The following is a 20663-nucleotide window of genomic DNA, read 5'->3' as shown; positions in this document are numbered from 1 at the left end:
GCAGCAGGGCTGGGGATAACGTTTGGCGCATGGGACGCTTCGACGACATCGCGATCACGACGTTGCACGGTGAGCGGACGACCTTCGGCACCTTCGCCGACAAGGCCGTCCTGGTCGTGAACGTCGCGTCGCGCTGCGGGCTCGCGCCGCAGTACGAGCAGCTCGAGGCCCTCCAGAAGACGTACGGCCCGCGGGGCTTCACCGTCCTCGGGTTCCCGAGCAACCAGTTCCTGCAGGAGCTCGGCTCCTCCGAGGCCATCGACGAGTACTGCTCCACCACCTGGGGTGTCACGTTCCCGATGTCCGAGAAGGTCAAGGTGAACGGCAAGGGCGCCCACCCGCTCTACCAGGCCCTCAAGGAGACACCCGACGCCTCCGGCAAGGCCGGCCGGGTCTCGTGGAACTTCGAGAAGTTCCTCGTCGCCCCCGACGGCACCGTCACGCGCTTCCGTCCCACCACGAAGCCGGACGCCCCCGAGGTCGTCGCCGCCATCGAGGCAGCGCTCCCCGCCTGACCACCTGCCTGCCGTCCGGTCGCGTCCTGCGGACACGCACCGGGCACCGGACGGGAGGCGCGGCGTGCGCGCGCCGGTCCGCTCACGTCCGCCGCGCCTCCCGTCTGTACGCTCGTCCCCATGCCGATCACGGAGACCCCCGTCGCGCACCCGACCCCGTTCGTGGAGATCCCGCGCGACGAGTGGTCCCAGCTCGCCCCGAAGGAGCACCTGTCGCTCACCGAGACCGAGATCGTGCAGCTGCGCGGCCTGGGTGACCGGCTCGACATGCAGGAGGTGCAGGAGGTCTACCTGCCGCTCTCGCGCCTGCTGACGCTGTACGCGGCCGGTGCGCGCAACCTGCACGCCGAGACGAGCCGGTTCCTGGGCGAGCGCGCCGGACGGACCCCGTTCGTGATCGGCGTCGCCGGGTCGGTGGCCGTCGGCAAGTCCACCGTCGCGCGTCTGCTGCGCGAGCTGACGAAGCGCTGGCCGGACACGCCGCGCGTCGAACTCGTCACGACCGACGGCTTCCTGTACCCGAACGCCGAGCTGGAGCGCCGCGGGATCATGGACCGCAAGGGCTTCCCGGAGTCGTACGACCGTCGGGCCCTGCTCCGGTTCGTCAGCCAGGTGAAGAGCGGGGCGACCGAGGTGCGCGCGCCGTTCTACTCGCACCTGGTCTACGACATCGTGCCGGACGCCGAGATCGTCGTGCGGCAGCCGGACGTCCTCATCGTCGAGGGGCTCAACGTGCTCGCGCCACCCGTGCACGGCCGACTCGCGCTGTCCGACCTGTTCGACTTCACGATCTACGTCGACGCGAAGACGAAGGACATCGAGTCCTGGTACGTCGACCGGTTCCTCGCCCTGCAGGAGGAGGCGTTCTCGAGCCCCGACTCGTTCTTCCACCGGTTCGCGTCGCTGTCCCGCGAGGACGCGGTGCGCACGGCCACCGAGGTCTGGCGGGCGATCAACGAGCCGAACCTGGTCGAGAACGTGCTGCCGACCCGCTCCCGGGCGACGCTCGTGCTCAAGAAGGGCGCGAACCACAAGGTGAACTCGGTGCTGCTCCGCAAGATCTGACGCCGCGGCGCCGGCGTCTGCGGCTGCGGCGCGGGCCCGCCGAAGTCGCACCCCCGGACGAACATCGCACCCCGGTGGACCGGAGTGCGATGTTCGGCACGGGGTGCGCCCGGCGCAGCGGGCAGCGCCCTACGCGGCCTCGTCCATCGCCAGCCGGTCGCGCACGACGTCGGCCAGCTCCTCGGCGACGCGCTGGGCGTCCTCCTGCGAGGCGGCCTCGACCATCACGCGGACGACGGGCTCGGTGCCCGACGGACGCAGCAGCACCCGGCCGGAGTCCCCGAGCGCCTCGGTCGCCGCTGCGATGGCGTCCTGCACGCCCTGGTCGTCCAGCCCGTGGCGATCCACGCCGCGCACGTTGAGGAGCACCTGCGGGAACACGGTCATGCACGAGGCGAGCTCCTGCAGGGTCTTGCCCGTGCGTGCCATCTCGGCCACCAGGTGCAGGCCCGTCAGGACCCCGTCGCCCGTGGTGGCGTAGTCGCTGAAGATGATGTGGCCGGACTGTTCGCCGCCGAGCGAGAAGCCGCCCTCGTTCATCTTCTCGAGCACGTAGCGGTCGCCCACGCCGGTCTCGAGCACCGTGATGCCCGCGTCCGCCATGGCCCGCTTCAACCCGAGGTTCGACATGACGGTCGCGACGAGCGTGTCGTCCGCCAGCTTGCCCCGCTCCTGGAGCGAGAGCGCGAGGATCGCCATGATCTGGTCGCCGTCGATCGCGTTGCCGGCTGCGTCCACGGCCAGGCAGCGGTCGGCGTCGCCGTCGTGCGCGATGCCCACGTCCGCACCGTGCGACAGCACCGCGCGGGCGAGGTTGTCGATGTGCGTCGACCCCACACCGTCGTTGATGTTCATGCCGTCCGGGTCGGCACCGATGAGCGTGACGCGGGCACCGGCGTTGACGAACACCTCGGGCGAGACGCCCGCGGCGGCACCGTTCGCGCAGTCGAGCACGACGTGCAGGCCGTCGAGCCGGTGGGGCAGCGTGCCGAGCAGGTGGACCACGTAGCGGTCCTCGGCGTCGGCGAAGCGCGTGATGCGACCGACGTCGCCGCCGGTGGGCGTCGGCGCGGACTGGTCGTGCATGGCCGCTTCGATGCGGTCCTCGACCTCGTCCGGCAGCTTGCGGCCGCCCGTGGCGAAGAACTTGATCCCGTTGTCCGGCGCCGGGTTGTGCGACGCGGAGATCATCACGCCGAAGTCGGCGTCGATGTCCGCGACGAGGAAGGCCGCAGCAGGGGTGGGGATGACCCCGGCGTCGAGCACGTCGACGCCGGCGGAGGCGAGACCGGCCGCGACCGCGGCACCCAGGAACTCGCCGGAGACGCGCGGGTCGCGCGCCAGGACCGCGCGGGGGCGCGGTCGACCGGACGCCCGGCGGGCGTCCGCATGGTGTCCGTGTGTGAGCACGGCCGCGCTGGCCTGGGCGAGACCCAGTGCCAGCGCGGCCGTCAGCTCGCCGTTGGCGAGTCCACGAACACCGTCGGTACCGAACAGACGCGGCATTGCGATCGGGTTCGTCGCGCGACTAGCGCTTCGAGAACTGCGACGCCTTGCGGGCCTTCTTGAGACCGGCCTTCTTGCGCTCGATGACGCGGGCGTCACGGGTGAGGAAGCCGGCCTTCTTGAGGGTGGCGCGGTTGTTCTCGCGGTCGATCTCGTTCAGCGCACGCGCGATCGCGAGGCGGAGCGCACCGGCCTGACCCGAGGGGCCACCACCGGTGATGCGGGCGGTGACGTCGTAGGCGCCGAGGAGCTCGAGCACCTTGAACGGGTCGTTGATCAGCTGCTGGTGCAGCTTGTTCGGGAAGTAGTCCTCGAGCGTGCGGCCGTTGACCGTGAACGCGCCGCCACCGGGGACGAGGCGCACGCGGGCGATGGCCTCCTTGCGGCGCCCGACGGCACCGCCCGAGACGTTGAGGATCTGGCGGGGAGCGGTCTCCGAGGACGCCGGGGCGCTCTCGGTGGTGAAGCTCTCCGGGGTCTGGTCGAGGGAGTCAGCGATCTGAGCCATGAGTTTTCTCTGTCCTTGAAGTCGTCGTGGCCGGAACTACTGTGCGACCTGGTCGAAGGTGTACGCCTTGGGCTGCTGCGCGGCGTGCGGGTGCTCCGCGCCGGCGTAGACCTTCAGCTTCTTGAGCTGCTCACGGCCGAGGGTGTTCTTCGGCAGCATGCCGCGGATCGCCTTCTCGACGGCGCGGGTCGGGTGCTTCTCGAGCATCTCCGGGTAGGAGGTCGCCGTGAGGCCGCCCGGGTAGCCCGAGTGGCGGTAGTAGACCTTCTTCGCGAGCTTGGAGCCGGTGAGGGCGACCTTGTCCGCGTTGATGATGATGACGTAGTCACCCATGTCCATGTGCTGGGCGAAGGTGGCCTTGTGCTTGCCGCGCAGGAGCGCCGCAGCGTGGGTGGCGAGACGGCCGAGGACGACGTCGGTCGCGTCGATGACGATCCAGTCGTGCTGGACGTCTGCCGGCTTCGGGGAGAACGTACGAGTCACAGGTGTGCTGCTTTCGTGTCGAGGTGAGGAGTCCGTGAATCCCGCTCCGGTGGGTGTTCCGCGGGCGATGCTCGTGGAACTGCCCGGTGGAGGGCTCATCTGACTGTCCGGCGCACGGGGCGCGCAGACCAAGGTGAGAGCCTACCCGACGCGGCTCGCCTTGTCGAACGGTGGCGGTGTGACGGACTGGAGGCGCGCGGCCGGCCGGCACCGCGCCTCCAGCCCGTCAGGGGCTCGCGCCGGGCATGGCGACAGCCCCGTCGTCGTGTGACGACGGGGCTGTCGCTCCGAGCCTCGGACCGCGGTCAGGCCGTTCGACGGCGCCGGGCCACGAGCACGCCGGTGCCCGCGGCGAGCAGGAGCACCGCGGCGGCGAGACCGCCGATGACCTCCGCACCGGTGAAGGCGAGCTCGCCGGTGGCGGAGACGACCGTGGTCGTCGTCCAGCCGATGAGCGAGTCGTCCGCAGCGGTGACCGCGAGCCGGTGGGCGCCGAGGGTGGCGTCGGCAGGGATCGTCACGCGCACGGTGCCGTCAGCGGCGACCGTGGTCGTGGCGAGCAGGCGCGGGGTCGAGTAGAGCCAGACGGACACCTCGGTGCCGGCGTACCGCGGACCGACGGTCACGGTGATCGTCTCGCCCGCACGGACCGTCGCCGGGGCGCTGACGGAGCCGCGCTCGCCGTCCGTGAGGGACGTCTCGGCGGGTGCGACCGGGGCCGCGGGCGCCGGGGTGGCGCCGTCGCCCGGGACCGGAGCGGGCGTCGCGCCGGGGACGGGGGCCGGGGTCTCGCCGCCGGGCGTCGGGGCCGGCGTCTCGCCGTCGCCCGGCGTCGGGGTGCCGCCGTCACCCGGGGCAGGGGTCTCGTCCTCGGCCAGGTCGAAGCCGACCAGGATCGGGTCGTGGTCGCTCGCGCGGTACACGTCGTCGCGGTACAGGTCCGTGACGTTGTAGTCGTACCGGCTGTACTCGAGACCGACCGACTCGACCGAGTTGATGTTCCAGATGTCCACGCCCGCGACCGTCTCGAGCGCGGCCGGCGACGCGAGCACGTGGTCGAGCGAACCGCTCAGCCCGCTGAACACGTAGGAGTACTCCGACGCGTCCTCCGCCGGCCCGAGGTCGGTGTAGCCGGCGTCGCGCAGGACGACCATCGGGTCCTCCTCGCTGTAGGCGTTGAAGTCACCGAGCATGAACACCTTGTCGGTGCCGTACTTCTCCTGCTCGGTGGTCGAGAACGCGGCGAGCGCCGTCGCCTGGGCCACGCGCGACGCGTTCGAGGCGCCCTGGCCGTCGCCCTGGTCGGCGTCCGCACCCGAGCCGGAGCCCTTCGACTTGAAGTGGTTCGCGATCACCAGGAAGTCGTCGTCCGCGTCGCCGCCGACGGGGCGGAAGGCGTCCGCGACGGGCTGGCGGGCATTCGCGAACGCCGGGTCGTCGAGGATCGTCGACTCGCCGACGGGCGCGACGCGGTCCTTCTTGTAGATGAGGGCGAGGCGGATGACGTCCTCGCTCGCGGGCAGCTCCGCCGGGGACGGCACGTACGCCCAGGTGTCCTCGCCGGTGGCGGCGTTGAGGGCGGCCACGAGGGTCGCCACCGCGGCGTCGCGGTCCTTCCCGAAGCGGGCGGAGTTCTCGATCTCCTCGAGCGAGACGACATCGGCGCCGAGGGCGTTGATGGCCTTGACGATCTTCACCTGCTGGCGAGCGAGGTCGTCGGCGTTCGCGGCACCGCGGGCGTCACAGCCGCCGCGCACCGTCACGGGGTCGCCGTCGCGGTCCGTGTAGTAGCTGCAGCCGGTGAGCTGGTCCCCCGTCGTCGGGAAGTAGTTGAGCACGTTGAACCCGGCGAGCTTCAGGTCGCCGCCGACCTCCTCCGGTGCCACTGTGCGGACGTCCGAGAACGACGCGGGCAGCTCGGCCGCGGGCGTCGCACCGGTGATCGGCGCCGTGGGCTGGAACTTCCACGCGGCGTTGCGGTAGTCGAGGACGACGGGCTCCGAGAACGTCGCTGCGGCGCCGACCGTGACCGGCCCCTGGGTCAGCCACGACACCGGCACCGACTGGTTCGCGGCGCTGAGGAAGTTCGTGCTCGCGCCGTCGTCGAGGACGACCTTTCGGGCGGCGTTGTCCGCGGCGACCGCGGCGGCCTCGGCGCTGCCCGGCCGGGCGACCTCGGTCGGCTGGAGCAGGCGCTCCGTCCCCGCGGCGAGGACGACCTCGCCGTACTGGTTCGTCGTGTAGTTGTCGGCGACGGTGTAGTCACCCTGGGGCGCGACGAGCATGCTCTCGAGCGACTCGCGCTGTGCGTCGGTGCGCGGGAGGGTCAGCGTGGCCGGGGCCGGCTGCACGACGCCGTCCTCCGGGAGCTTCGTCAGGCCCGCGGCGCTGGCGACCGTGAGCTCGGTCAGGCCGTTGTACTCGGAGACCTCGCCGGTCAGCCGGACGGCGTCGCCGATCGCGACGCTGCCGGCGGTCGCGGACGAGAACACGAAGACCGCGTCCGAGGCGCGGTGGGTGGCGAGGTCGACCGCGCCGCCGGTGCCGGCGGTCTGGATCGTGTACCCGTTCAGGCCGCCGGTGGGGTAGACGGCGGTGACGACGCCCTCGGTCGTGACGGTCCTGCCGGCGTACGGCGAGGTGTCCGTCGTGCCCTGCAGCTGCGCGATGGTGACCTGCTCGGCCGGTGTCGTCGGCGTGCCGGGGTCGGTGGGCGTGCCGGGGTCGGTGGGCGTGGTGCCCTCGCCGCCTGCGTTCTCCGGCGTCACCGAGGAGCTGCGCGTGAAGTCGGCCGCGTTCGAGTCGGTGTCGGCCGTCCCGGTCCGCGTCAGCGCGTCGGGGACGCTGTTCGCCGTGCCCGTCGTGGCGACGGCGGACTCGTAGGTGTTCGACGTGCCGTAGCCGAGCAGGTCGACCACGCCGGGCGTGCCCGTGGCGACCGCGCCCGCCGGCAGCGTCAACGCCGTGGCCTGGTCGGAGAGCACGAGGGTCCCGGCGCTGCCGGACGGGTTGAGACCGGTGACCGCGTCGGGCTCGGGCAACGCCGCGCCGTTCGTGCCGTTCGACCCCATCTGCACGAGGTACGTGCCGTGTGCGGGCACCGAGCCGGCGAGCCGCCCGACGGCGGGGGCGCCGGTGCTCGTCGCGGACCGGTACTGGACGGACCAGCCGTCGACGCTGACGGCCGCGTCGGTCGGGTTGCCCAGCTCGACGAACTTGTTCGTGAACGGCTGGTTCGCGCTGCCGCCCTTGAGGTACGCCTCGGTGATGACGAGGTCGGTGCCGTCGGGAGCGGCGAGAGCGGTGGAGACGGACACGAGCGGGGCAGCGACGAGCGTCGCCGCCACGGTGGCGCACAGCACGGTGCGCCGCATGAGCTTGGGCATGCTGACCTTCGGCAGGAGGAGGGGGACTCCAGCACGCTAGTGACCTGCGGGGTCGCTCAGGTTTCCGGCAGGTGAACGATCCGGTCCACCCCCGTCCGGGGTGCCCGTCGGGGCCCTCAGCCGGTGACCGGCACCCACTCGCTCCCGACCCGGTGCACGGCCGGTCCGTGCCCCGGCAGCACGATCTCGGGGAACGGCAGCGCCCGTGCGGACTCGAGCGCCGTGGCCTCGTCCGCGGTGAAGAACGGCGTGATCATCCGCGGCCGGGGCTGCCACGACGCCGGCTGCGTGTCGTGGTGCGTGACCACCGCGTCCCCCGTCACGATCGCCCCCGCTGCGGGCAGCAGGTACGCGGTCGACCCGGCGGTGTGCCCGACGGCGGGGAACGGCGTCATCGCCCGCCCCTCGAAGTCGTGCGCGGTGAAGGCGCGGGCGGTCGGCACCGTCACCGGCCGCAGCGCGTCCGAGCCGATCGCCCGCGCCAGCCACCGCAGCGTCCGCGGCGCGGCGAGCCGCCCACCGATCTCCGCCGGCGTGACCTGCTGCCGCCCGGGCCCCCGGACGTTGTCGAGCTCGTCCGCGTGGGCCAGCACCCGGACGTGCGGGAACCGCTCGAGGATGCCGGGGATGCCGCCGACGTGGTCGACGTGCCCGTGCGTGACGTACACGCGCCGCAGGTCGGCGAGGTCGTGTCCGGCCCAGCGCACCGTGTCGAGCACGAGGTCGGTGTCCGCCGGGTAACCCGCGTCGATCAGCGCGACGCCGTCCTCCTCCGCGAGCACGACCCAGTTCGACACCGGCCCCTCGACGAACACGACCCCGGGGGCGACGGACACGACGGATCGGGGCGCGCGGGTGCTCATCCCCCGACGCTACCGGCGCCCGGCTCGTCGTCCGTCCGGCGCGCACGGGTCTGGGTCGCGCGGGCCGCGAGCTCGTCGTCCGCGGGGTACCCGACCTCGGTCAGCGTCAGGCCGACGGCGGGCGCCACCTTGAACGCGCTCGTGCGCTGCTCGGCGACGCGCAGCTCCTCGAGCCGGTCCGGGCCGAGGCGCCCCTCGCCGACCGCGATGGTCGCGCCGACCATCGCCCGCACCATCGAGTGGCAGAACGCGTCGGCCTGGAGGCGCGCCACCAGCACGCCGTCCGGCTCGCGGTCCCAGCGGAACTCCTGCAGCGTCCGGATGGTGGTCGCGCCCTCGCGCGGCTTGCAGAAGGTCGCGAAGTCGTGCAGCCCGAGCAGTGTCAGCGCACCGCGCTCCATCGCTGCCGGGTCCAGGCGCGTCGGGTGCCACAGCGTGTGCCCACGACGACGGGGGTCGCGCGGTGCGTCGGCGTCCGCGACCCGGTACTCGTACCGTCGCCAGAGCGGCGAGAACCGGGCGTCGAACCCGTCCGGTGCGACCGAGGCCCGCGTGACGACGACGTCGCCCGTGGGAGCGGCGATGCCGTTCACCCGCTTGACCAGTCCGTCGAGCGACGTCCGGGGCGGCCCGTCCGGCGACGACCGCCGCGGGCGGGTGAGCGCGCCCCACTGCTCCGCGGTGAGGTCGAGGTGGGCGACCTGCCCGGTGGCGTGCACCCCCGCGTCCGTCCGGCCCGCGACGGTCAGCAGCGGCGGCTCCCCCCAGCGGGTGAACACCGTCGCGAGGGCCGACTCCAGCGCGCCCTGCACCGTCCGCAGCCCCGGTTGCCGGGCCCAGCCCGAGAACGCCGCGCCGTCGTACGCGATGTCGAGGCGCAACCGCACCGTGCTCGGCTCGTCCGTCCCGGCCGTGCTCGGCTCGTCCGTCCCGTCCACGGGAGCGAGCGTACCGGGGCCGGGACGGGCCTCCCGTCCGTGCCCCGCTGACGGCAGCGGTCCGCCGGTGTCAGCGCCGCGTCAGCGCCGCGTGAGCGGCCGACAGCACCATCGTCTCGACATCGACGAAAGGACCTGTGCGATGACCACCACACCACTCGCCGTCGAGGCGACCGGCCTCGTCAAGACGTTCGGCAGCAACCGTGCCGTGGACGGCGTCGACCTCCGTGTCGAGGCCGGCACGGTCTACGGCGTGCTCGGCCCGAACGGCGCCGGCAAGACGACCACCATCTCGATGCTCGCGACGCTGCTCGTGCCGGACGGCGGCGAGGCCCGCGTGTTCGGGCACGACGTCCGACGCGAGCCGCAGACCGTCCGCTCCCTGATCGGCGTGACCGGGCAGTACGCCAGTGTCGACGAGACGCTCAGCGCCACCGAGAACCTCGTCATCTTCGCGCGGCTGCTCGGGCTGTCCCGTGCCGACGCGAAGCGCAAGGCGGGAGAGCTCCTCGAGCGCTTCGGGCTCACCGAGGCGGCCTCGCGCCCGCTGAAGGCGTTCTCGGGTGGCATGCGTCGCCGGCTGGACCTGGCGGCGAGCCTCATCGCGCAGCCGCCGCTCATCTTCCTCGACGAGCCGACCACGGGCCTCGATCCCCGGACCCGCGCACAGATGTGGGACACGATCCGGGAGCTCGTCGCGACCGGCTCGACCGTCCTCCTCACGACGCAGTACCTCGACGAGGCCGACCAGCTCGCTGACCGCATCGCCGTCATCGACCACGGCCGCGTGGTCGCCGAGGGCACCGCGGACGAGCTGAAGTCCTCGGTCGGCACGGCCTCGCTGCAGCTCCGGTTGGCGGACGCCGACCCGGTCGCCCTCGCCACCGCGGCGTCGCTCGTCGAGCGTGTGCTCGGCACCCCGGCGGTCGTCAGCCCCGAGGGCGGGCGGCTCACGGCACCGATGACCGCGCCCGATCGCGTCACCGACCTGCTCGTGTCGTTCCGCGACGCAGGCGTCTCCCTCGCCGAGGTGAGCGTGCAGAAGCCGACCCTCGACGAGGTCTTCCTCACCATCACCGACTCGCCGACCCCCGCGGACGCGGCGACCGAGACCGACCGTGCGCTCGAAGGGAGCCTCGCATGACCACCACCATCGCCCCCACCGCCGGCCCGTCCTCGGCACCGCGCGTCACCCCGCGGCCCGGGGTCGGTGCCACCGGCCTCGCCGCCACCGTCCGCCAGTCGTTCACGATGGCGTACCGCGGACTCGTCAAGATCCGTCGCACCCCGGAACAGCTGTTCGACGTGACGCTCATGCCGATCGTCTTCACCGTGATGTTCACGTACATCTTCGGCGGCGCGATCTCCGGCGACGTCGGCAGCTACCTGCCCGTGATCATCCCCGGCATCCTCGTGCAGACGGCGATCACGTCGTCCGTCGTGACCGGGGTGCAGCTCCGCGAGGACATGGACAAGGGGGTGTTCGACCGCTTCCGGTCGCTCCCCATCGCGCGGATCGCCCCGCTCGCCGGTGCCCTGCTCGCCGACACCGTCCGCTACGCCATCGCGACCACGATCACGTTCGTGGTCGGGATCGTCATGGGCCTGCGGCCGGCCGGCGGCCTCGGCGCGGTGCTCCTCGCGGCGCTCCTCGTCATCGTGGTCGCGTGGGCGATCAGCTGGATCTTCGCCTACTTCGGGGTCATCGCCCGCACGGCGTCCAGCGTCTCGGGGATCGCGAACCTCGTGCTCTTCCCCCTGACATTCCTGTCGAACGCCTTCGTCCCGACCGACACGCTGCCGAGCTGGCTGCGCTGGTTCACCGAGGTCAACCCGATCTCGCACCTCATCACCGCCGTCCGCGACCTCGTGAACCACGGCGTGGTGGGCGGCGACCTGTGGCTCAGCCTGCTCGGTGCCGCCGTGGTCGTCGCGGTGTTCGCACCACTGACGGTCCGCGCCTACATGCGGAAGGCCTGACGGCACCCGGTCATTCCGGCAGCCGGGTCCCCTCGAGCAGGGCCCGAACCCGCGAGGCGGCCTCGGCCCGGTCCCATCCGGCCGCGGTCGCCTCGGCGTCGGCGAGCTCCTGCTCCCCCACCGCACCGGCCAGCAGCGGGCGCAGCCGAGCGTGGGCGAGGACCGCGAAGTCCTGACGCGACCCGAGCCGGACGAGCGCGCCCCAGCAGCCCGCCGCCGCGGCCGGACGGCCGGTGCGGGCGTACGCGACCGCCAGCCCGGCGAGTGCCGTCCCGATGACGGGCATGTCCCGGCGGGCCTGTCGGAGCCGCAGCTGCACGAGGGTCCCGACGCGGATCCGACGGGCCACCGCCAGCTCGGCTGCCGCCAGGTCAGCTGGCGCGTGTCCCGGTGGTGCACCGTCGGTCCGGCCCACGGCCGCCTCGTCCGCCGCTGCGATGCGTGCCGCGCCCGCCATGAGGGCCCAGTGCGCAGAGGGTCCGCGTCCGGGCTGCACGACGTCCCAGGCCGTGGCGTACCCGGCCGCTGCTGCGTCGAGGTCACCCTCGTACCGCGCACACTCGGCGTTGATCGCGACCGCGAGCACGGCGATGAGCCCCCGGTCCTCGAACCCACCGCGACCACCGTCGGGCCGGTGCCGCAGGTCTGCTGCGACGGTGCGGGCTCGGTCGACGTCACCGGTCGCGGCCGATGCGAGACCGACCGTCCACCCGATCTCGTACAGGTCGTCCTCCGCCCCGAACAGCTCGAGGTGCTCCCGGGCGGTGACGGCGGCGGCGAGCGACTCCCGGTACCGCCCGGACTGCGCGAGCAGCTGCGTCAGCGTGACCGCGACGGTGCCCGTGGTCCAGGCCTCGCCGGTCACACGGGTCAGCTCCTCCGCGCGCTGGACGTACCGCAGGGCCCCGACGGGGTCGCCGGCGTTCTCGGCGAGCGGTGCGCTGAGCATGTGGCCGAGCAGGGACACCGCGGGGGCCCGGTGGTCACGCAGCCGTGCCAGCTCGGCGAAGCCCTGCTCGGGTCGTCCGAGGGACAGCAGGAGCTCGGCGAGCGCGTCGACGACCGGGTCCTCGGCGCGGCCGGAGCCGTGCAGCTCCCGCAGCCCGATGATCGCCCGGGCGGTGGTCCGGAGGTCGGTGAACGCCGCGGTCGCGCCGCACATCACGAGGCCGATCACCGCCGCGGTGCGGTCGGCAGGCCCCGGGGTGCGCGAGCGCAGCGCCGCGACGACGTCGGGAGCGGTCCCGGCGACCTCACGGTGCAGCCCCCGGAGCGTCCAGTACCCGCCGAGCGCGGCGAAGACGTGTGCGACGGTCACCACGTCGTCGGCGCGGAGCGCCCAGCGCAGCAGGGTGACGAGGTTGTCCGCCTCGCGTCGGACGTCCGTGAACGCGACGAGCTGTGCCGGACCCCGCACCGCGAACAGGTTCCGTCCCGCGCACAGCTCGCGGCCCCAGGTGGTCATCGCCGAGCGGACGGCCTCGGCGGTCCCCCGCTCGGTCAGACGCGCGGCACCGAACTCGCGGACGGTCTCGAGCAACCGGTAGCGCACCGGTTCCCCTTCGACCTCCACGAGCTGCACGAGGGACTGCTCCACGAGGTCGGCGAGGTCGTCGAGCGCGTCCGGGCGCCGATCGGGTTCGGCGACCGACTCGACGGCGTCGACGGCGACGCCGTCCGGGAAGAGCGCGAGGCGGGTGAGCAGGTCCTGTGCCCCGGGATCGAGCAGCCGCCAGCTCCACTCGATGACCGCGAGCAGCGTGCGGTGTCGCTCGGGCGCACTCCGGTCGCCACCGCGCAGCAGGGCGAAGCGGTCGTCGAGCCGACGCTCGACCTCGTCCACCGACATGCCCCGGATGCGGGCCGCGGCGAGCTCGATGGCGAGCGGGGAACCGTCCAGGCGGGTGCAGATCCTGCGCACGGCGTCGACGGGCAGCACCGCGCCGGGCCGGGCGGCACGAGCGCGTTCGGTGAACAGCCGCACCGCGGCACCGTCGGCCTCGACCGGCAGCGGCCCGAGGGGTGCGACGACCTCGCCCGCGATCGCGAGCGGTGCCCGTGAGGTGGTGAGCACGCGGAGCCCGGCGACCGCGGCGAGCAGGTCGGCGGTGCAGCGGGCGACTGCGTGCAGCAGGTGCTCGCAGTTGTCGAGCACGAGCACCGTGGGGCCGACGTCGAGCGCACGGACCACCCGTGCCCAGAGGTCGGTGACCACGGCGTCCTGGAGCATCCGCGCGGTCCGCACCTCTGCGATCCCGAGCAGGGCACCGAGGGCCGGCAGCAGGTCCTCGCCGTCGCCGATCGGTGCGAGCTCGCAGACGACGACGCCGGTGGTCGGAGGCAGCGCTGCCGCGACGGCCTGTGCGAGCCGGGTCTTGCCGAGTCCGCCCGGTCCGAGCACCGTGACCAGGCGCTGTTCGTCGAGCAACCGGGACACCGCGGCGACGTCGTCCTGCCGCCCGACGAGCTCGTTCGGGGCGGCCCGGAGCCCGGTGCGCCGGACCGCGTGGTCCACGGCCGCCGACCGTCTGAGCAGCTCGGCGTTCAGCCGCACGAGCTCCGCGGACGGGTCGGCCCCGAGCCCGTCCGCCAGCCGTTCCCGGTGGGCAGCGAACACCGCGAGCGCCTCGGGAGTGCGGCCGTCGGCGTCGAGGGCGCGCATCGCGCCGCCCGCGGCCGCGTCGTCGAAGGGTGCCGCGTCGACCTCGGCGAGCCAGGTGGTCGCGGCAGCGGCGGCGTCGCCGTCCTCGAGCAGCAGTGCGGCGAGCCGACGACGCAGGGCATGCTCGGCCGCAGCCGCGCGATCGGCGATTGCGGAACCCAGGTCCCCGTCGACGTCGGCACCCGGTGCAGCCCGCCAGCGGCCGAGCGCTCCCCGCACCGCGGCGGTGTCGGGTGCGTGCACGGCCTGCTCCGCGGCGACGAGGTCGATGCCCGCCGGGTCGCCGCCCAGCGCGTAGCCCGTGCTGGTCGACACGACGAGCCCGTCCGCCGTCGTCCTGCGCAGTCGGGACACCAGGGTCTGCAGTGCCGCCCGGGCGCCCTTCGGCCGGTCGTCGCCCCAGATCTCGTCGATGAGCGCGTCGGTGCCGAGCGCATGTCCGGGCGCGAGGACCAGGGCGGCCAGGAACGACCGCGCGAGGGCACCGGGCACCGGGAGCACTGCTCCGTCCGGCCCCTCGACCGTGACCGGTCCGAGGACGGCGACGCGGGACTCGACGGGCACGAGCCGATCCTACTGAGCACGACGGCCGTCGACGCCCCGCGCAGCTGGGACGGAGGCGCCCGCTAGCGCCGGCTGCCCGAGGGCCCGGTCTCGGTGTCGACGTCGGACGTCGCGCGCTTCTCCGACTCGAGGACGCCGCGCAGCGCCACGATCGCACTCGAGGTCACCGTGACCCGCGACGGGTCCGACCGGCTGGCGTCGAGCGCCCGCTCGAGCTCCGCGATCGCCTCGTCGGCACCGTCCTCGGGGCAGTCGCCGCGCACGACGCACGCCACCCTGCGGAGCGCGGCGGCGAACGGCTCGGCGAACGCGGGGTCGGGGCGTCCGATGTTCTCCGCGACGGGCCCGGAGCGTGCCACGAGTTCGGTGAGGTCGGTCGTGTACCAGGCGACCCGTTCCAGCGCGCGGAACCGGGCGCCGTCGGTCTGCAGACGAGCACGCGATCCCCGCAGCGCGCTCCTGGGGTTCATGCGACGGCTCTCCTGCGCGGTCGAGACGCGGTCCCGCACGTCCGCGATCGCCGTGTCGAGACGCTCCTGCTGCCGATCCCACGCAGCGGTGTCCGGTTCCCCCTTCTCGAGCACGTCCGCGAGGTCGTCGAGCTGCTGCGCCAGGACGCCGTTGACCTGGTCGATCCGGCGTTCCGCGTCCCAGAAGTGCAGCGGCGGGACCACGGCGAAGTTCACGGCGAGACCGATCCCGATGCCGATCGCCATCTGCACGACGTAGGCGAAGGAGTACCCCTCGGCGTTCCCACCGCCCACGAGCAGGACGAAGAGCGCTGCCATGGGCACCCACGAGTACCCCTCGCCGAGCACGCGGAACCCGCTCACGAGCACCCCGAGCCCCACGGCCAACGCCACCGCGATGACACCCGGGTCGCCGATGAGCATCGTGAACATCGCGATGAGGATGCCGAGCGTGATCCCGACCAAGGTCTGCACGCCCGACCGGATGCCGGCGAAGACGGTCGTCCGCATCGCCACGATGGCGCCGAGCGGCGCGTAGTACGGGTACTCGGCGGCGACGCCCGGCGCGTACTTCGCGAGCGTCCACGCGATGGTCGCCGCGATGGCCGCCTTGACCGCGAGCAGCAGCCGGGGCTGCGTACCGGAGTCCCGACTCCAACGCCACACCCTGCGGCCTGCTCCGGTGATCCGTTCTGCTCTCGCCATGTCGCGATCACCGTACGGCGGCGACGCTGTGAACTGACGCGGGTGCGCACCGGACGGGAGGCACGGGACGGGCCGCAGCGCGCCTCCCGTCCGCCCGGACCGCCGCCCGGACGCGAGGAAGCCCCCGCGACGTGCGTCGCGGGGGCTTCCTCGTGGTGGCGGGACCTACTTGGCGTCGTCGGCCTTGTCGGCGTCGTCGGCCTTCTCGGCAGCGTCGGCCTCGACCTCGGCGGCAGCCGGGGTCGCGGTCTCGGCCTCGACGGGAGCGGACTCCTCGGTCGTCTCCGTGGACTCGACCGGGGTCTCCTCGGCCGGGGTCTCCTCAACCGGCGCGGCAGCGGCCGGAGCAGCGTCGCGCTTGACCGGGGCGGGCTTGCCCGAGACCGGCTCGAGCACGAGCTCGATCGAGGCGAGCGGCGCGTTGTCACCCTTGCGGAAGCCGAGCTTCGTGATGCGGGTGTAGCCGCCCTGACGGTCCTCGACCTGCGGGGCGATCTCGGTGAACAGCGTGTGCACGACGGACTTGTCGCGCAGGATGCTGATCACGCGACGACGCGCGTGCAGGTCGCCACGCTTCGCGAACGTGATGAGACGCTCGGCGACGGGACGGAGGCGCTTGGCCTTCGTCTCGGTGGTCGTGATGCGACCGTGCGTGAAGAGGGCGTTGGCGAGGTTGCTCAGGAGCAGGCGCTCGTGGGCGGGACCGCCACCGAGGCGGGGGCCCTTGGTGGGCTTCGGCATGTCAGTTCTCCAGTGGTGATGGTGGTGCGCGCCGACTCAACGGTGCGCGTGCGCGTCAGCGCGAGGTCAGTTGGACTCGTCCTCGTCGTACCCGCTGTAGAAGTGGGCGCCGTCGAATCCGGGGACGGTGTCCTTGAGGGACAGGCCGAGCTCGGTGAGCTTGTCCTTGACCTCGTCCACCGACTTCTGACCGAAGTTGCGGATGTTCATGAGCTGCGTCTCCGACAGGGCGACGAGCTCGGACACCGTGTTGATGCCCTCCCGCTTGAGGCAGTTGTAGCTGCGGACCGACAGGTCGAGGTCCTCGATCGGGGTCTGCAGCTCGTTCGAGAGCACCGCGTCGACCGGCGCGGGGCCGATCTCGATGCCCTCGGCCCCCGTGTTCAGCTCGCGGGCGAGACCGAACAGCTCGACCAGCGTGCGGCCGGCCGACGCGATGGCGTCGCGCGGCGAGATCGCCGGCTTCGTCTCCACGTCGACGACCAGGCGGTCGAAGTCCGTGCGCTCACCGGCACGCGTCGCCTCGACGCGGTAGGTGACTTTGAGGACCGGCGAGTAGATCGAGTCGATCGGGATCTGCCCGGCCTCGCTGAACTCCGAACGGTTCTGCGTCGCCGAGACGTAGCCACGGCCACGCTCGATCGTGAGCTCGAGCTCGAAGCGCGCGGTGTCGTTCAGGGTCGCGATGACGAGCTCCGGGTTGTGGATCTCGACGCCGGCCGGGGCGGAGATGTCCGCCGCGGTGACCTGACCGGCACCCTGCTTGCGCAGGTACGCGGTGATCGGCTCGTCGTGCTCGCTGGAGACGACGAGGCTCTTGATGTTGAGGATGATCTCGGTGACGTCTTCCTTGACACCGGGGACGGTGCTGAACTCGTGGAGGACGCCGTCGATGCGGATGCTGGTGACAGCCGCGCCGGGGATCGAGGAGAGGAGCGTGCGGCGCAGCGAGTTGCCGAGGGTGTAACCGAAGCCCGGCTCGAGCGGCTCGATGACGAAGCGCGAGCGGTACTCGGAGATCGACTCCTCGGTCAGGGTGGGGCGCTGTGCAATGAGCACTGTGGGATTCCTTTCGGCGGAGTGTCCGCTATATGACACTCGGCGGTACGACGGGGCCGACCGGGCCCCGACGGGTCTGTTGAGTTGTGATCACGCGCACCGGCGGAGCCGAGGGGCCCGTCGTGCGCGATCGAACGACCAGGAATGGCCGGCCCCGCTCGCCCCGGTCAGGGGACGAGCGGGGAACGGCCGGTTGCTCCTCGCGTCAGACGCGGCGACGCTTCGGCGGGCGGCAGCCGTTGTGCGCCTGCGGGGTGACGTCGTTGATCGAGCCGACCTCCAGGCCAGCGGCCTGGAGCGAACGGATCGCGGTCTCGCGGCCCGAACCCGGACCCTTGACGAAGACGTCGACCTTCTTGACGCCGTGCTCCTGCGCCTGACGCGCAGCGGACTCGGCGGCGAGCTGCGCCGCGAACGGCGTCGACTTGCGCGAACCCTTGAAGCCCACGGCACCCGAGGACGCCCAGCTGAGGACGGCACCCGACGGGTCGGTGATGCTGACGATGGTGTTGTTGAACGTGCTCTTGATGTGGGCCTGGCCCACGGCGACGTTCTTCTTCTCCTTGCGACGCGGCTTGCGCGCGGCAGTCTTGGGGGTAGCCATGATGATCTCCTATCGGGCCTTCTTCTTGCCTGCCACGGTGCGCTTCGGTCCCTTGCGGGTACGCGCGTTGGTCTTGGTGCGCTGACCACGCACCGGGAGACCACGACGGTGGCGGAGACCCTCGTAGCTACCGATCTCGACCTTGCGGCGGATGTCGGCGGCGACCTCGCGGCGGAGGTCACCCTCCACCTTGAAGTTGCCCTCGATGAAGTCACGGAGGGCGACGAGCTGGTCGTCGGTCAGGTCCTTGACGCGGATGTCACCGGAGATACCGGTCTCGGCGAGTGCCTGGACCGCGCGGGTACGGCCGACGCCGTAGATGTACGTGAGTGCGATCTCCACGCGCTTCTCGCGCGGGATGTCGACGCCTGCTAGACGTGCCATGTGCTGGCTGCTCCTGTTTTCGGTGGAGGTGTGGCGCAGTACCGGTGCCCGGGCCTCCGTCCCGAGGTGTCCCCCCGATCGCGGCCGAGGCCGGACCGGGGTTCTGGTACTGCGTGTTCAGTGTTGAGTTGTGGGTCCTGCTGGGAGCTCAGCCCTGGCGCTGCTTGTGGCGCGGGTTGCTCTTGCAGATCACCATGACGCGGCCCTTGCGGCGGATGACACGGCAGTGCTCGCAGATGGGCTTGACGCTGGGGTTGACCTTCATGATTGCTTCCTGTTGCTCGCTGGCTTCGTGCTCGGCGGGTTCGCCGAGCCGTTCCTTTCCAGCTCGCGGATCACTTGTAGCGGTAGACGATCCGGCCGCGGGTCAGGTCGTACGGGCTCAGCTCCACGATCACGCGGTCCTCGGGGAGGATGCGGATGTAGTGCTGGCGCATCTTCCCGGAGATGTGCGCAAGGACCTTGTGTCCGTTGGTCAGCTCAACGCGGAACATCGCGTTGGGCAGAGCTTCGAGCACCGAGCCCTCGATCTCGATGACGCCGTCTTTCTTGGCCATAGCCTCACTGTCGCTTGGTTGGATTACCGGTGTGATCCCCGAGCCGGTCTGCGGGTCGGGCGCCACGCCGAAGGGCATGACACACCAAAGATCAATCGTATGGGATGAGCCCCCGATTGCCAAGTGCTGGCCGGACGGAACCCCTCCGTCTGGGGTTCGCGGCGCACGGGCTGCGTGTCCCACAGTGGTCTGACAGTGCGTTCCGGGCTCCGCGACGGCTCCGTCGCCGTAGCGTGGGTCGCGCTGACCGTCCGACGCCCCGTCGGACCACCGATCGGAGACCACGTGCCTGACGCGCCCCGCCGCCCCCTCGCCCGCCACGGCCGGCTGCCCCGCCGTCGCGCCTGGGGAACGCTGGTCGGCTTCGTCGCGTCGGGGCTGGCCGTCCTGCTCGTCAGCGGGACGAGCGTCGCCGCCATCGCGGGTGCACAGCTGGCCGCCGCGCCCGACACCGTGCAGCTCAGCACCGACGACCAGAACACGGCGAAGACCGCGGACATCACCGCGATCGAGGGCGGTGCGAACATCCTGCTCGTCGGCAGCGACACCCGCGTCGGACAGTTCGACTCCGACGAGGACGTCGAAGGTGCCCGGAACGACGTCACGATCCTGGTGCACATCTCGCAGGACCACCAGCAGCTCACCGCCGTCAGCTTCCCGCGCGACCTCAAGGTGCCGTTCCCGGCGTGCACGAACCCGGAGACCGGCACCACCTACCCGGCGGTCGACAGCGAGCTCATCAACGAAGCCCTCGGTCACGGCGGGATCTCCTGCGCCGTCGACACGGTCGAGAACCTGACCGGCCTGAACATCCCCTACGCCGGCCTCATCACCTTCGACGGCGTCATCGAGATGTCGAACGCCCTGGGCGGTGTCGACGTCTGCGTCGCCAAGCCGATCAACGACACGTACACCGGCCTCCAGCTCGCTGCCGGACAGCACTCCCTCGAGGGGCAGGACGCCCTCGCGTTCCTCCGCAGCAGGCACGGCGTCGGCGACGGGAGCGACCTCGCGCGCATCAGCTCGCAGCAGGTGTTCCTCTCCGCCCTCCTGCGGAAGGTGACCTCCGACGGCACGCTGTCCAACCCGGTCACGCTGTACAAGCTCGCCGGGGCAGCCCTGTCGAACATGACGCTCTCCGACGGCCTCGCCCAGACCCGCACGCTGGTCGGGCTCGCCTCGACCCTGCGCGGGATGAGCACCGCGAACATGCTGTTCGTGCAGTACCCCGTGGTCGACGACCCGGACGACACCGCGCACGTGCTCGTCGCGGAGGAACCGGCGCACGCGCTCAACGTCGCGCTCCAGCGGGACCAGAAGACCTCGCTGGCGGACTCCTCGACCGGTCGGGCTTCCGAGGAGTCCCCGACCGCAGGGAGCACGCCCTCGGCGTCGCCGTCCAGCGGCGCGGAGGCACCAGCCGCCCCGAGCCCCACCGAGGAACCGTCCGCCGCGAGCAGCACCGGACCGGCCGCTCCCGGCTCCACCGGCTCCGGGACCACCTCGACGCCGAGCGCGACGCCCCTGCCCTCGAGCATCTCGGGGCAGAGCGCGTCGGAGCAGACCTGCTCCGTCGGCAACTGAGCCACAGGCACCGACGCCTGCGACCGCCCCAGCCGGACGCACTCCGTGCACGCGGGGCGGCCTCCGGGCCGGGCGACGGCGCAGCCCGG

General features: G+C 72.2%; 19 protein-coding genes. 5 read left to right on the top strand and 14 right to left on the bottom strand.

Translation table 11 applies throughout. The annotated features are described in order from the left end of the window. The first annotated feature begins 29 nt into the window (after positions 1-29). Both DEJ23_RS07970 and coaA read left to right on the top strand, forming a co-directional pair. Complete coding sequence (locus tag DEJ23_RS07970; protein ID WP_111239723.1) at positions 30-515, top strand: glutathione peroxidase; 486 nt, start codon at positions 30-32, stop codon at positions 513-515. Positions 516-635: 120 nt separating this feature from the next. After that, the gene (gene coaA / locus DEJ23_RS07965) at positions 636-1580 is read left to right on the top strand and encodes a type I pantothenate kinase (protein ID WP_111239722.1); all 945 of its coding nucleotides are present in this window, start codon (positions 636-638) and stop codon (positions 1578-1580) included. A gap of 129 nt (positions 1581-1709) precedes the next feature. Here the strand turns inward: coaA and glmM are convergent, their stop codons facing one another. From glmM to truA, 6 genes are all read right to left on the bottom strand, one after another. Then, a complete protein-coding gene (glmM, locus tag DEJ23_RS07960) occupies positions 1710-3086 on the bottom strand; it encodes a phosphoglucosamine mutase (RefSeq protein ID WP_111239721.1) in 1377 nt (458 codons plus the stop codon). Positions 3087-3108: 22 nt separating this feature from the next. Beyond that, the gene (gene rpsI, locus DEJ23_RS07955) at positions 3109-3594 is read right to left on the bottom strand and encodes a 30S ribosomal protein S9 (protein ID WP_111239720.1); all 486 of its coding nucleotides are present in this window, start codon (positions 3592-3594) and stop codon (positions 3109-3111) included. A gap of 36 nt (positions 3595-3630) precedes the next feature. Further along, positions 3631-4077 (bottom strand): 50S ribosomal protein L13, encoded by a 447-nt coding sequence (rplM, locus tag DEJ23_RS07950; protein WP_022904636.1) that lies wholly within the window; start codon positions 4075-4077, stop codon positions 3631-3633. A 305-nt stretch (positions 4078-4382) separates the two neighbouring features. Next, entirely contained in the window at positions 4383-7463 is a 3081-nt protein-coding gene (locus DEJ23_RS07945; protein ID WP_111239719.1) for an ExeM/NucH family extracellular endonuclease, read from the bottom strand. A gap of 116 nt (positions 7464-7579) precedes the next feature. Continuing rightward, entirely contained in the window at positions 7580-8326 is a 747-nt protein-coding gene (locus DEJ23_RS07940) for an MBL fold metallo-hydrolase (protein WP_111239718.1), read from the bottom strand. Then, on the bottom strand, positions 8323-9264 hold the full coding sequence (truA, locus tag DEJ23_RS07935) for a tRNA pseudouridine(38-40) synthase TruA (protein ID WP_258375342.1): 942 nt from the start codon (positions 9262-9264) through the stop codon (positions 8323-8325). The genes DEJ23_RS07940 and truA overlap by 4 nt, the downstream gene beginning before the upstream one ends. Before the next feature lie 142 nt (positions 9265-9406). Here truA and DEJ23_RS07930 point away from each other — a divergent pair, with 142 nt between their 5' ends. Both DEJ23_RS07930 and DEJ23_RS07925 read left to right on the top strand, forming a co-directional pair. Next, the gene (locus DEJ23_RS07930; RefSeq protein ID WP_111239717.1) at positions 9407-10408 is read left to right on the top strand and encodes an ATP-binding cassette domain-containing protein; all 1002 of its coding nucleotides are present in this window, start codon (positions 9407-9409) and stop codon (positions 10406-10408) included. Continuing rightward, positions 10405-11244 carry an ABC transporter permease gene (locus DEJ23_RS07925; RefSeq protein WP_111239716.1) on the top strand — a complete coding sequence of 280 codons (840 nt, stop codon included), beginning with the start codon at positions 10405-10407 and terminating at the stop codon, positions 11242-11244. Before DEJ23_RS07930 ends, DEJ23_RS07925 begins: the two co-directional genes overlap by 4 nt. 10 nt (positions 11245-11254) lie before the next feature. On the opposite strand, the gene DEJ23_RS07920 is transcribed toward DEJ23_RS07925, so the two are convergent. The 8 genes from DEJ23_RS07920 to infA form a co-directional block, all read right to left on the bottom strand. Next, on the bottom strand, positions 11255-14470 hold the full coding sequence (locus tag DEJ23_RS07920; protein WP_111239715.1) for a BTAD domain-containing putative transcriptional regulator: 3216 nt from the start codon (positions 14468-14470) through the stop codon (positions 11255-11257). A 62-nt stretch (positions 14471-14532) separates the two neighbouring features. After that, the gene (locus DEJ23_RS07915; RefSeq protein ID WP_146240227.1) at positions 14533-15645 is read right to left on the bottom strand and encodes an aromatic acid exporter family protein; all 1113 of its coding nucleotides are present in this window, start codon (positions 15643-15645) and stop codon (positions 14533-14535) included. A gap of 165 nt (positions 15646-15810) precedes the next feature. Beyond that, the gene (gene rplQ, locus DEJ23_RS07910) at positions 15811-16386 is read right to left on the bottom strand and encodes a 50S ribosomal protein L17 (RefSeq protein ID WP_111239713.1); all 576 of its coding nucleotides are present in this window, start codon (positions 16384-16386) and stop codon (positions 15811-15813) included. 66 nt (positions 16387-16452) lie between these two features. After that, complete coding sequence (locus DEJ23_RS07905) at positions 16453-17445, bottom strand: DNA-directed RNA polymerase subunit alpha (protein ID WP_111239712.1); 993 nt, start codon at positions 17443-17445, stop codon at positions 16453-16455. Between the two features lie 205 nt (positions 17446-17650). Continuing rightward, entirely contained in the window at positions 17651-18049 is a 399-nt protein-coding gene (rpsK, locus tag DEJ23_RS07900; protein ID WP_017885507.1) for a 30S ribosomal protein S11, read from the bottom strand. Between the two features lie 9 nt (positions 18050-18058). Beyond that, positions 18059-18433, bottom strand: coding sequence for a 30S ribosomal protein S13 (gene rpsM / locus DEJ23_RS07895; RefSeq protein WP_058728274.1), 375 nt, complete (start codon positions 18431-18433; stop codon positions 18059-18061). Positions 18434-18581: 148 nt separating this feature from the next. Beyond that, positions 18582-18698: a 50S ribosomal protein L36 gene (rpmJ, locus tag DEJ23_RS07890; RefSeq protein ID WP_022903266.1), complete on the bottom strand. Its 117-nt coding sequence runs from the start codon at positions 18696-18698 to the stop codon at positions 18582-18584. A gap of 70 nt (positions 18699-18768) precedes the next feature. Continuing rightward, a complete protein-coding gene (infA, locus tag DEJ23_RS07885; protein WP_017885509.1) occupies positions 18769-18990 on the bottom strand; it encodes a translation initiation factor IF-1 in 222 nt (73 codons plus the stop codon). A 285-nt stretch (positions 18991-19275) separates the two neighbouring features. Between infA and DEJ23_RS07880 the strand changes: the two genes are divergently transcribed. Next, positions 19276-20574 (top strand): LCP family protein, encoded by a 1299-nt coding sequence (locus DEJ23_RS07880; protein ID WP_258375341.1) that lies wholly within the window; start codon positions 19276-19278, stop codon positions 20572-20574. The last annotated feature ends 89 nt before the right edge of the window (positions 20575-20663 follow it).

This window comes from Curtobacterium sp. MCSS17_008, assembly GCF_003234185.1.
Lineage (GTDB): Bacteria > Actinomycetota > Actinomycetes > Actinomycetales > Microbacteriaceae > Curtobacterium.
The sequence above is the reverse complement of the archived record's forward strand: the minus strand, read 5'-3'. Positions and strand labels throughout refer to the sequence as shown.